General features: G+C 65.7%; 11 protein-coding genes and 1 riboswitch. Of the genes, 9 read left to right on the top strand and 2 right to left on the bottom strand.

The annotated features are described in order from the left end of the window. Window positions 1-156 precede the first annotated feature (156 nt). From AAF184_21650 to AAF184_21625, 6 genes are all read left to right on the top strand, one after another. A complete protein-coding gene (locus AAF184_21650) occupies window positions 157-867 on the top strand; it encodes a response regulator transcription factor (protein MEO0424955.1) in 711 nt (236 codons plus the stop codon). Between the two features lie 75 nt (window positions 868-942). Further along, window positions 943-1326 (top strand): BlaI/MecI/CopY family transcriptional regulator, encoded by a 384-nt coding sequence (locus AAF184_21645; GenBank protein MEO0424954.1) that lies wholly within the window; start codon window positions 943-945, stop codon window positions 1324-1326. Then, window positions 1323-4037, top strand: a complete 2715-nt coding sequence (locus AAF184_21640) for a M56 family metallopeptidase (protein ID MEO0424953.1) — start codon at window positions 1323-1325, stop codon at window positions 4035-4037. The genes AAF184_21645 and AAF184_21640 overlap by 4 nt, the downstream gene beginning before the upstream one ends. A gap of 244 nt (window positions 4038-4281) precedes the next feature. After that, window positions 4282-4779 carry a DUF6580 family putative transport protein gene (locus AAF184_21635; protein ID MEO0424952.1) on the top strand — a complete coding sequence of 166 codons (498 nt, stop codon included), beginning with the start codon at window positions 4282-4284 and terminating at the stop codon, window positions 4777-4779. Continuing rightward, complete coding sequence (locus tag AAF184_21630; GenBank protein ID MEO0424951.1) at window positions 4776-5735, top strand: cobalamin-binding protein; 960 nt, start codon at window positions 4776-4778, stop codon at window positions 5733-5735. Before AAF184_21635 ends, AAF184_21630 begins: the two co-directional genes overlap by 4 nt. After that, window positions 5732-6421: an ATP-binding protein gene (locus AAF184_21625; GenBank protein ID MEO0424950.1), complete on the top strand. Its 690-nt coding sequence runs from the start codon at window positions 5732-5734 to the stop codon at window positions 6419-6421. Before AAF184_21630 ends, AAF184_21625 begins: the two co-directional genes overlap by 4 nt. A 34-nt stretch (window positions 6422-6455) precedes the next feature. Here the strand turns inward: AAF184_21625 and AAF184_21620 are convergent, their stop codons facing one another. Together AAF184_21620 and AAF184_21615 are read right to left on the bottom strand one after the other, a co-directional pair. Then, the gene (locus tag AAF184_21620; protein ID MEO0424949.1) at window positions 6456-7703 is read right to left on the bottom strand and encodes a sigma-70 family RNA polymerase sigma factor; all 1248 of its coding nucleotides are present in this window, start codon (window positions 7701-7703) and stop codon (window positions 6456-6458) included. Then, window positions 7700-8050, bottom strand: coding sequence for a YciI family protein (locus AAF184_21615; GenBank protein ID MEO0424948.1), 351 nt, complete (start codon window positions 8048-8050; stop codon window positions 7700-7702). The genes AAF184_21620 and AAF184_21615 overlap by 4 nt, the downstream gene beginning before the upstream one ends. 298 nt (window positions 8051-8348) lie before the next feature. Further along, window positions 8349-8564: riboswitch (cobalamin riboswitch) on the top strand. A gap of 196 nt (window positions 8565-8760) precedes the next feature. Between AAF184_21615 and AAF184_21610 the strand changes: the two genes are divergently transcribed. The 3 genes from AAF184_21610 to AAF184_21600 form a co-directional block, all read left to right on the top strand. Then, window positions 8761-10716, top strand: coding sequence for a TonB-dependent receptor (locus AAF184_21610; GenBank protein MEO0424947.1), 1956 nt, complete (start codon window positions 8761-8763; stop codon window positions 10714-10716). 157 nt (window positions 10717-10873) lie between these two features. Further along, window positions 10874-11815 (top strand): helix-turn-helix transcriptional regulator, encoded by a 942-nt coding sequence (locus AAF184_21605; GenBank protein ID MEO0424946.1) that lies wholly within the window; start codon window positions 10874-10876, stop codon window positions 11813-11815. A gap of 84 nt (window positions 11816-11899) precedes the next feature. Then, a partial coding sequence (locus AAF184_21600; protein MEO0424945.1) for an integrin alpha occupies window positions 11900-12321 on the top strand: 422 nt, incomplete at its 3' end.

The raw sequence follows: 12321 nt of genomic DNA, 5'->3' as shown, positions 1-12321 counted from the left end.
TGCCGCGAGCAGCCCTCCGCCCAACGCTGTTTCCGAGTTTGCCGTTGCCGTTCGTCGGTCAATACGGCATCTGCTGTTCGCGCCACGCGTCGTTCGTGGGCATCAGGATAGGAGCACGCCCCTTCGCCACCCAGGGCAGCAAAGGAGTCGCAGGCCATGGCTAACGGGAGCATTCGTGTGCTGATCGTGCAGCGCAACCGCGCCTCGCGCGACGCCCTTGCGCATGCACTGGAGCAACAGGCGGACGTGGATGTCAGCGTCGAGGATGACCTGACCGACGCGAGTGCCCTGCACGCTCGGGTGTGTGCCGAGAACATCAGCATCGTCCTGCTGGACCTCGAGGGCCACGGCGCGGGGCTGGCGTCCCTGCGTGGCCTGACGGCGCTGCGACCCGCACCGCGCGTCGTGGTGTTCGGGGTGCCGGACGAGGACGACCTGGTGATCGATGCGATACAGACGGGCGCTTGCGGTGTGGTCACCTGCGGCACGCCCCTGGAGGATCTCATCGGTCAGCTGCATGCGGTCGCCAACGGCGGAGCGACGTGTTCGCCGGGCGCGACGGCCGTGCTGTTCTCGCGCGTGGCGTCCGGTGTCGTCGCAGCCGAGCGCCGCGATCGCGACGGGGAAGGGCCCGGGTCCGTGCTCACCCCCAGAGAACGAGAGGTGGCGCGGCTCATCGAGCGCGGGTTGAGCAACAAGGGCATCGCCCGCGAGTTGGGCATCGGCTTGCAGACGGTAAAGAACCACGTGCACAACATTCTGGAGAAGCTGCACGTGCAGGGGCGGGTGGAGGTCGCCCGCCTGTGGCGACATCGTCCCTCGCACCCCATCGTCCACGCGCCTGCCAGGGTGACGGCGCGAGAGTAGGGCGCTACCAATCCTTGACTGTCGGTCAGGGGTGCTATAAAAATAGCACCGTGCTAGATTTATAGCAGGTGCGAGATGGCCAGCGATCAGAAGCTCAGTCGCCGCGAGCGAGAGGTGATGGACGTGCTCTACCGGGAAGGGCGCGCCGCCGTTGCCCAGGTGCGTGAGCAGATGCCCGATCCCCCCAGCTACTCCTCCGTGCGCGCCATGCTGCGGGTGTTGGAAGAGAAGGGACACGTGCGCCACGAACAGGACGGCCCACGCTATCTCTACGTGCCCACCACCCCACTGCAGCAAGCGCGCACCTCGGCCTTGAAGCGCGTGCTCTCCACCTTCTTCGACGACTCGCCTGAACAGGTGCTGGCCGCCCTGCTGGACCTCAAGCACGACGAACTGACGGACGACCAGCTGGACGAGTTGGAAGCGAAGATCGCGAGTGCGCGGCGGGAGGACAAATGATGATGATCGAATCCCTATGGACGATGCCTCCCCTGGCCTGGCTGGCGCTCAAGAGCGTGGTGTGGCTTGCGCTTATCTGCCTGGCAGCGCGCTGCATGCGCCACGCGTCGGCCGCGACCAAGGCCGGGGTCTGGGCCGCCGGCCTTTTTGGGTTGCTACTCCTGCCGGTGCTGACGCAAGTGCTGCCCCGCTGGGAACTTGCGGCGCCGAGGGCGCCCACGCCCATGGCCGTAGAGGTGAGTCGATCGGAGCCCGCCGAGCCGGCGGCCTCCTTCTCCCAGGTGCACATCGACGCGGTGACGGTCGCGCCCCCCGCTGAGCCCGTGCCCCCGCCGGTGGCGCAGAGCGTTGTCGATCCGAGTGGCCCGTCGTTGCAGACGATGCTCTCGCTAGTGTGGGCGTTCGGTGCAGCGGGCCTGCTGGTGCGACTCCTGCGGGCCTGGCGCGCGACCACGCGCCTGGCCGCCGCGGCGACCGCCACGGCGAGCGCTGGCGTCCTCGCCGGTGTTCATCAGGTACGGAGGCGGATGGGGTTACGACGCCAGATCGCCGTACGCCTGAGCGACATGATCGCCGTGCCGGTGACCTTCGGCGTGCTACGCCCGCAGCTGCTGCTGCCGAGCGAGGCGAACGAGTGGACGGAGCAACGCTTGGCTCATGTGCTGGCCCACGAGCTGGCGCACGTGCGTCGCCACGACTGGGCGGTGCAGCTCCTCGGCACGGTGGTGCGCGCGCTCTACTGGTTCAATCCGTTGGTGTGGATCGCGTGCAGCGAATGGCACCGTCAGGCGGAGTTGGCGAGCGACGATCACGTGATCGATCACGGTGCACCGGCCACCGACTACGCCGGCGACCTGGTCGCCGTGGCGCGCGCCCTGCGCGAGCGCATGCAGCCCACCGCGGCGTGCGTGGCCATGGTGCGACGGTCGGAGCTCGCCGAACGCGTCGACGCGTTGCTCGATGACGAGCGCGAGCGTGGCGCGCCCCGTGCGCCTTGGGCGGTGGCTGCTCTGTTAGGGGGGCTCACGGTGGGGCTTCCCTTGAGTGCATTCACGATGGTCGAGGGGCAGATGGCGCAGGTCGAACCGCCCCCGGAACCGCTCATGCCGGTGCCCGCGCCGGAGCCGACGGTCACACCCTTGCCCGTGGTCGAGCCGATACCGGTCGTCGAGCCGGTGCCCGCGGTGGAGCCGCACATGCCCTCGCGTGGGCGTACGCGCATGACCTACGAAGAGGATGGCTTTCGCCTGCAGCTGCACCGGGAAGACGAGTTGCTCAAGCTCGACTGGCGCGATGACGATGAGCAGGTGGAGGTGCGCCTGGAGGGCAACCTGCAGTTGAGCGAGGACGATCGTGACGTCCTGAGCGTAAGCCCCGGCGGCTCGTTTGAGCTTAAGGATCGCGTAGGGCGTGAGCGTCGCGCGATCACCCTCACGCCGGACACCAGCGGCCGACTCGAACGGCGCTACTTGCGTAACGGCAAGGTGGCCCCTTGGGATACGCAGGCGCAGCAGTGGTTCGTGGGCAGACTGCTACAGGTCTTGCGCAACGGCGGCCTCGACGCCGAGGGCCGGGTGCAACGGCTCCTCGCCCGCGGCGGCACCGCCGCTGTGCTGGACGAAGTGCGCCAGATCACCTTCTCGCACGTGGCGTCTGAGTACCTTGCGCATCTGATCGCCTACACGGATCTCAGCGTCACCGAGGCGCAGGAGCTGCTGGCGGTGGCCGGTGAACGGGTGACCTCTGACCATTCGCTCGCCAACCTGCTGATCGCGCTGTCCGGCAAGATCGGCTTGCCCCAGCCTCTGCACCTGGCCTATCTGCAGGCGGTGATGACGATCGCCTCAGACCACGAGTCGGGCAGGGTATTGGCGCGCCTGTTGCGCGAGGAGCTCGATGAGCCCGCGCTGATGGCCGTGATGGATGCAACGGCGACGATCGCCTCGGATCACGAGGCGGCGATGGTGCTGGCCAAGGTTCCCGAGCGGTACACCTTGTCTACGCAGGTCAGGGCGGCCTATCTGCGCAACGTCAAGCAGGTGCAGAGCGATCACGAGCAGTCCATGCTCCTGCTCCACCTGCTGCGCCAACCCCTGGGCCCAGAGCAACTCACCGACGTGCTCGAAGCGGCCGAATCGCTGCAGTCCGACCATGAGCTCTCGATGGTGCTGATCGCGGCGCTGCGCAACCAGACTCTGTCGGGCGAGTCCCTACAGACCTTCGCCAACACCGCCGCGAGCCTGCAGTCCGACCACGAGATGGCTACCGTGCTGATAGCGATGCTGCGCCAGAGCCCGGTGGACGCGGCCCGTTCCGTGGTGGCTTTGGAGTTGCTGCACACGGTGGCGTCGGACAGCAGCGCGGCCGACGTGCTCAGCACTGTGCTGCGCGAACGCACCTTGGGCGATGACGAATGGCGCGCGTTCCTCCGTGTCTATCCCACGATCAACTCGAGTTCCCAGCAGGGACGCTTGCTGGACGTGCTGCTGATGGCGGGTGCGCTGGAGACGCCCAGGGTGATGGACGTGCTCCGGCTGATCGACTCGATGAGTTCGAGCTCGACCGCAGTGGAGGCGTTGCGCCGGCTGGCCCGGACGCAACGCCTGGATGATCGCTCGCGGGCGCGCTATCGCGAGGTGGCGGAGGGGCTCAGTGGCGACCGATCACGGCAGGCGGCGTTGGAGGCGTTGAACGGGGCGTCGGGGGCGTAAGCGCATAACTAGACGTGGGGTAGCGACTCGGTGTCGTGTCAGGACGGTAAATCGCGTCGTCCTGCGCAAACGCTGAGCGATGCCGGGCCCCGGTGAGTGAATAGTGCGAGCTGAGGCGGCGAGAGGCTGGTTCTGACCTCAGGGGTGGACACAGACGGCTCGTGGGCTACTCTGGCCCCCTTCGTATCGAGTGGGCCTCGCCTAGGCATAACCCGCTCCTCCCGACAAGAGAGCCCAGAGCCCTATGAAGAAATCTGTCGTTTTCATCGCCACCCTCATCCACCTGCTGCCACATCCCTTCGGCATGTCGCCCATCGGCGCTCTTGCGCTCTACAGCGGGGCACACGGGCCAAAACCCCTCGCCTGGTCGGTGCCGCTAGTCCCGCTCACGATCGCGGCTCTCATCACCGGCTTTTACGATCCGAGGGTCATGATCTGCGTGTTCGGCGGCTTTTGCCTGGCGACCTTTGCTGGACGTTGGCTCCTGCGCAAGCAGCGTTCCTTTGCGCGCTACGGTGCTGCTGTCGCCCTTGGCGCGATGGTCTTCTTCCTGCTCTCGAACTTTGGGATGTGGCTCTACGGCACTTACCCCCCCACCCTAGCGGGGCTGCTCGCCTGCTACATCGCGGGTCTGCCGTTTCTCCTGCAAGCTCTAGTGGCTGACGCAGCCTACAGTCTGGTGCTCTTCGGGCTGCACGAGGTCCTCGAACGTGGTCATGAAGACGAGGTCGTTCCGGCTTGAGGATCGTCACCCTGCTACCGAGTGCAACGGAGATCGTGTGCGCGCTCGGCCTTCGCGACCAATTGGTAGGGGTTTCTCATAGCTGCGACTTTCCCGCGGATGTGGCTGACTTGCCGGTCATGACCAGCACTCGCGTGCCGCTTCACGCCGCCAGTGATGAGATCGACAGTTTCGTACGTGATCACCTCGAGCAGGGCAACGATGCACTCTACGATCTGCATACAGACAAGCTCGCGGCGGCGGCGCCGGATGTGATCGTCTCCCAAGCCCTATGCGATGTCTGCGCCGTGTCGACGGGCGATGTGTCCAGCGCGATCGCAGCGCTGCCGTCTTCGCCGGCGCTCATCGATCTGAACCCGCAGACGCTTGACGAGGTCTTCGTCGATATCGCGCGGGTTGGCGAGGGCGTCGGGCGGTCCGCGCGGGCGACTGAGCTAGTAGCTAGCCTACGTGCGCGCCTGAAGGCTGTACTCGAGCGCACGCGGGATATCCCGCAGGCCGAGCGGCCGCGAGTCGCGTTCCTGGAGTGGCTGTTACCACCGTTCAGCGGGGGCCACTGGATGCCGGAGCTGTTGCGCGCTGCTGGGGCTGTCGATGTGCTGGGTCGTCACGGCGAGCCCTCTGCGACCCTGACCTGGGAGAACGTTGCGCACGCCCATGCGCAGGTGATCTTCATCGGGTGCTGCGGTTTTGACATCGAACGAGCCCGCGAGGATCTCGCCCGAGTGCGGGGCTTGCCCGCCTGGCGATCCCTTCCTGCGGTGGAGCAGGGGCAGGTCATTGTGGCCGACGGCGGTGCGTACTTCTCGAGTCCGGGTCCGCGACTCATCGACGGGCTGGAACTGCTAGCCCATGCCCTACACCCCACGGTGCACCCGCCCCCCTCCGACCCGAACGTGCGCTTGGCGGTACACGAGCGCTTTGCGGTCAGCTCGTTGCCGCACGTCGCCGGGTGAGTACCTCACCGCGGCCGGTATTGCTGTCGTGGAGCAGCGGTAAGGACTCCGCCTGGTGCCTGCACCATCTGCGCACGCGACACGATGTCGAGGTGGTGGGGCTGCTTACCACCATCGATCGGCCCGCCAACCGCGTCGCCATGCATGCTGTACGTCGAGAACTGCTCCAGCGCCAGGCCGAGGCGGTGGGCCTGCCATTGCTCACGGTGGATTTGCCCTGGCCGTGCCCGAACGTCGAGTACGAGCGCCTGATGGGGGAGGCCTTGGCGAAGGCGAGCACGCGTTACGAGGTCGATACGGTGGCTTTCGGCGACCTGTATCTGGAGGACATCCGCGACTACCGAGAGCAGCAGCTCAGTCGGTTGGGAGTGGCGACGCTCTTTCCCTTGTGGCGTCAGCCGACGGCGTCGCTCGCTAGGCAGATGGTCGCGGGCGGTCTGCGCGCGGTGATCACCTGCGTAGACTCAAAGCGCTGTCCGAGTGATCTGGCGGGTCGTGAGTTCGACCAGGCGCTGCTCGAAGCGCTACCGCCAGACGTCGACCCCTGCGGCGAGAACGGCGAGTTCCACACCTTCGCCTTCGATTCGCCGGAGTTTGCCAGTCCAATCGGCGTAGAGGTGGGGAACCGTACGGAACGTGATGGCTTCGTGTTTGCGGATCTCCTTCCAGCAACAGACGAACGTTAGCCTGCCCCTACGGTTTCACTACCACGGGTCGTGGTCAATCGATCAACAAGCGTCGTTCTAGCAGCGCTCTTACAGCCTGGTTAGGCGCCGACGCCAGCGCCTGCGACCGCCGCTCGACCGCTGCCTCGCGGTGGCCGCAGCGGCGGTGAAGGTCTGCCAGCCCCGCGGCCCAGAGGTACGAGCCAGCTAGCCAGGTTGGCGGCTCGAACCCTTCCAGGGAGGCTAGCCCCGCCTTCGGACCACGCGCCTCGGCAATCGCCAGCGCACGGTTCAGGCGATGGACGGGGGAGGGCGCGTGGTGCTCCAGCAGATCGTAGAGATCAACGATCCGCTCCCAGGCGGTGTCCGCGAACGTGTGCGCGCGGCAGTGTTCGGCGGCGATGCCTGCCTCCGCGTGAAAGCGGGTGAAGACATCCCCCTCGGCGGAGCGCTCGAGCCAGCGGATGCCCTCGACGATGTGGTCCTGCTCCCACAGGGATCGGTCCTGCTCATCGAGCAGCGCCAAGCCGCCGGTGGGGCCCTGACGGGCGTTCATCCTGGCGCGGTGGAAGTGCATCAGGGCGAGAAGGGCTGCGCTCTGCGGCGCGGCGCCCAGCGGGTGGCGAGCGAGCAGGGTGGTCAGGCGAATCGCCTCGTCGCACAGTTCGGTGCGCAGGGCCGTGGTCGACGAGACCGAGAGATGCCCTTCGGTGAACATCGCGTACAGCACCTGGCGCACGGTGGGGATGCGCTCTGCGGTGCCCGCCGGTGACAAGTTGGTAACGGCGCCATCCGCTCGGCGCAGCACCGCCCGCGCACGCTGCAGGCGCTTGTAGACGTTCTCCTCGCTCGTGAACAGGTGCTGCGCGATCTCGTTCACGCTGAACCCCCCGAGCACCTTCAGGGCGAAGGCGATCTGGGAGGGCGTGGGAAGGGCTGGATCGCACACCGAGAGCATCATGCGCAGGAGCTCATCGAGCACTTCGCCCGGGAAGTGAGCGGTCGGCGGCTCGTCCGATGCCTGTTCCAGATCGGCGCGATGGGCGTCCAGAAGTCGACGGTGCGCATCGCCCGAGCGCAGGGCCATGAGCACCTCGTTGCGCGCCACGCGATAGAGCCAGGCTGACGGGTTGGCGGGAGGGCCGTGGCGGGTCCATGCCTCGAGGGCCTTCATCAGGGCCGACTGCACCCCATCCTCGACGATCGCGAGGTGCTGGTAGCCGACGACGTGCGACAGGACGGCGACGAGCTCCGCGTAGTGCTCGCGAAACGACCTGTCGACATCGCCGGCAACCGAGGTCAAGTCGCGCTGATCTCGCGTATTTCCACGCTGCTGCCCGCGGGCATCACGCCGGGACTCTCCTGCGCCACCTGCGTCGCTTCCTCCAGACTTGCGGCTCGCACGATCATGAAGCCGCCGACGATCTCCTTCGATTCCACGAAGGGGCCATCGGCCACGCCGTCCTTGGATACGACGCGACCGCCCATGAGCTTGCCGCCCATGTCCACGATGTTGTCTTTGAACTTGGTGGACCAGGCGGTGAACCTGGCGTACATCTCCTCCATTTGCGCTGGGGAGGGGGGATCCTGGGGGCCGTTGTCGTCGCGCTTGGGGCTGCGTTGGATGAAGAGATAGGTCTTGCTGGTCATCTTCGTTACCTCTGAGATCTACGGGTTTGTCGTCGATCGACACCCCTAGATGATCGAGGGGGCTGGGATTGGACACTCCGCGGAAAATTCTGCTCTCGTCAATGCTACATGGTGCGGCGACACGAGCCCCCCGCCTCGCTAGACCTCGAGCACAACGGCTCGGGCTAGCGGTGTCCAACCGCTGTGAAGGTATGAACCGCTACAGAACATGGTCGTCCTACGCTCGCCAAATCGCACCGGCCAGCGCTGCGGGGCCTGAGGTCTTCTTGCCGGTTTCAATCCCGTCTCCACTCCTGTAGATTTCGCGAAATCGGTAAGCCCCTCACCACGCGTGGGGGTGAAACAAGGGAATGCGGTGAGAATCCGCAGCTGTCCTCGCAACTGTAAGCGCGGAGCGAGTTTCCAAAGAGCCACTGCGTCGAGGTGTCCCACGCCGGGATAGCCAAGACCTGGGAAGGCGGGAACGAGCGTCGAGGCGTGAGCCAGGAGACCTGCTACCGACAATCGCTACTGCGCCGTGAAGCGGGGAATCTTCGCGGGCCGGTATCCGTTGCAGTGGCGTGCTGGTAGAGCTGCGATGGAAAGCCCTCCCTGCCTGTACGCATCGATCCGTCGTTCATCCCGTGCTAAGCGCGCGTGGGTGGCGTCGACGATCCTGGCAGCGACGTGACCTTTCGGCAGCTCTGGACTCATCTGCCAAGGAAAGTACGTTGCAACCTTCAAGGATTTCTCAGGGGCTCACGTCCCTAACCCTCGCATTGGGCCTGCTTGCCCAACCCCTCTCCTCTATTGCCCAGGATGCGTCGATCGAGGAGATCGACGAAGAGCTGATCGTGATCGGTTCCCGCCTTCCCACGCAGCAGTACAAGCTTGGCAACGTGGTCACGACCCTCGACAGTGCTGCCATCGACAGCGTTGGGGTGCAGTACGGGGCGGACCTGTTCCGCTTCGTGCCTGGTGTCGCTGTCAGTCGAAGCGGCGGCTTTGGTGGCATGTCGCAGCTGCGCTTACGGGGCGCGGAAGCCAATCACGTGCTGGTGCTGGTCGACGGGATCGATGTGTCGGCGGCCGGCAGCGGTGAGTTCGATTTCTCCTCGCTGCTGGTGGGCGATCTGCAGCGCATCCAGGTGCTGCGAGGGCCCCAATCGGGACTCTACGGGTCTAACTCCCTAGCCGGCGTGATCAGTATCGAAACGCTGGATCCGGACGACGGCCTGACGGTCAACGCCAACGTCGAGGGCGGATCCAACGATGTGCGCCAGAGCATGCTCTCGCTGAGCGGTGGGCTCGGGCCATTCAGTGGACGCCTGTCGTTGCTCCATCGTCAGTCGTCTTTCGACCTCTCGCAGGACGACACGCTCGGCGCCGAGGACGACGATGACGAAAACACCACGCTCAGTGGCAAGTTCTCCTTCGTGCCCAGCGATCAGTTTCGCCTGGATGTGATCGGTCGCTTCAATACGCGAGACACGGACATCGATGGCTTCGACTTCAGCGGCGGGCCGCTGCAGGGCTTGTCGGTGGATGACCCCGACGCGTTCACAGACATGGAAACGCTCACTCTCGGCGTTCGGGCGACCCTGCGTACCTTCGATGACCGCGTGACCACGTTGCTATCGGTCGAGCGGACCGACTCCAACACCGATGGTGGGACCTTCGGATCGGAGGCCGACCGCACGCGTGTCGCCTTGTCCAACGGCGTGGAGTGGGTTGATCTCGGCGTTGTCGCCCAGCGAAGCACGCTATTCGCCGAGTTCGAAGAAGAGTCTTTTCGCAACACGGTGCCCTTCGATCCCTCTCAGGAGCCGACTCAGGACCGAACCCTCTTCGGCGTAGGTCTGGAGCATCGCCTCGACGTAGCCGATCGCCTGTTCTTGTCGGGCACTGTGCGTCATGATGCCAACGATGAGTTCCAGGACCAAACGACCTGGTCGGCGGCTGCCTCGTATCGCGTCCTAGAATCGGGTACGCGCCTGCACGCCAGCTATGGCGTGGGCGTGACGAATCCCACGTTCTTTGAGCAATTCGGCTTTACGCCGGGGACTTTCCTCGGCAACCCTGATCTCAATGCAGAGAAGTCCAGGGGTTTCGACGTGGGCATCGAGCAGACGCTACTGGACGGGGCGTTCGTTGCCGACATCACCTACTTCGACGCGGAACTCGAAGACGAGATCCAGAGCGTATTCCTCTTCGATCAGGGCCTCTCCTCCGTCGACAACGACGAGGGTATGAGCGATCGCCAGGGTGTCGAGGTGAGCGTAGCCTACCAGTCGCAGACCGGGACCCTCGTCCGCGCCGCCTACACCTACACCGACGCGACCGATGCCGCAGGTCGCGAGGTGCGCCGACCCGAGCACATCGCCAGTCTGATCGTCGATCAGCGCTTGCTGAATGATCGCTTGAGCGTCGGCGCCAGCATGGTCCACAACGGCGAACAGCTGGACAACGACTTCCGCAACTTCTTCGAGACCTTCACCGCGGAGCTGACCCCGGTGGACGACTACACGCTGTTCAACCTCAACGTGCGCTACCAGGTAATCGACGGCCTTCAGCTCTACGCCCGGGTCGAAAACCTCTTCGATGAGGACTACCAGGAGAGCATCAGCTTCGCCACGCCAGGTCGAGCGGCCTACGCTGGCTTCCGCTACCGCTTCGCTGATCGCTAGCGGGTGGTCTGCGCAGTTCGCCGACCAGGGGCGGGCGCAGCGCCTGGCCGCGCTTGCTCGTCGTCGGTGCTGGTAGGCCGGTGAACGGGATCAGAGACCACTGAACAATCGGTCCAGGTGTGGGTCCAAATGACCGGACCCACACCCCCCGAGCGCTATGGCCCGCCCCTCGCCAGCGGATGATTGCGCGGCCCACGCGCCCCCCGAACGCACGCTCTACCGCAGCGCGTTGCTCTCCATCGGCAAGTTCCGCTGTCCCATCGGCCACCCCGCGTTCCATGCCGGCGCGGTGAACAACGGCAATCTGGTGGTGTTCCCGCGCACGAGCGTCATCATCGAGCAGGCGGGAGCCAAGCCCGTGGTGGCCGATCCGAACACGGCGGTGCTGTACAACGATCACCAGCCCTATCGCCGCACGGCCAACCACGCCCTCGGCGATCGCTGTGAGTGGTTCGCCTACGGGGCGGCCACCGTGGTTCAGGCGATAGCGGGCGCGGACCCGAGCGTGCATGACCGCGAAGACCGCCCCTTCCACACCAACCATGCCTTCCCCGATCGCATGACCTACCTCCACCAGCGCGAGTTGGTGCACTACCTGGAGCGCACGGCGCGGCCCGATCCGCTGTTCGTGGACGAGGTGGCCCTGTCCCTGCTTCAGCGGGTGGTGGGTGGATCGCCGGGGAGGGGAAAGCGACCTGGCAGTCGAGCAAAGGCGCGCAAGGAGGAGCTAGCCGATGCGGCGCGCCAACTGTTGGCGCGCGAGGTGGGTGGTGCCCTAAGCCTTAGCGAACTAGCGCAGCGGGTGGGTTGCTCCGAGTTCCACCTATGCCGTGCGTTCAGTGCCAGTGTCGGCACGACGCTGCACCGCTATCGCGATCAGCTGCGTCTGCGCAGTGCCCTACAGCGCTTGAGCGAAGCGGGAGAGTCACTGACCGCCATCGCCCTCGACCTGGGGTACTCGAGCCACAGCCACTTCACCAGTCGCTTCCACCGGGCCTTCGGCTTGACGCCGTCGCGCTATCGCGCCAACGCCAGCGTGAGCTTGGCGCGCAAACTGAGCAAGAATCTGATAGCTGATCGGCTCAGCCCCCTCGAATAATCGCCTGGCGCGGCTCGCGTATCGCCGATGGATTGGCCCGCGGAGCGTGAAGCCGCGGCTGAGCCATCATTCGAGGAGATCGCCATGCCGTCTGCCCCCGTGCGCAGCGCCCAAGTCTGTTCCCTGACTGCCGCCTGCCTTTGCACCCTTCCTGCCCATGCCCAGTTGTTCGTGGAACCGGGTATCGAGGTGCTCACCACCCTGGTCGAAGAAAACCCGGGCGACAGCTTCGGCTTCGTCGCCGAGTCGCTCGGCGACCTCGATGGTGACAGCACGCCGGACTACATCGTGGGTGCACCAGGCTTCCCGGCCGGTGCCTCCAGCGGCAAGGTCTACGTCTACTCCGGCGCCACCGGCGCGCTCTTGAACGCGATCGAGGGCAGTCCCGGCGATGCGCTCGGCTTCTCCGTGGTCGGCCTCGGCGATGTCGACGGCGATCAGGTGCCGGATTACGCCACGGGCGGCCCCTTCGCCGATGGCGTCCAGGCTTTCGGTCGCCTAATCGT

It is taken from the genome of Pseudomonadota bacterium (assembly GCA_039815145.1).
Lineage (GTDB): Bacteria > Pseudomonadota > Gammaproteobacteria > Steroidobacterales > JBCBZW01 > JBCBZW01.
Note: the sequence above shows the minus strand (reverse complement) of the source record. Positions and strands in the feature narration are given on the sequence as shown.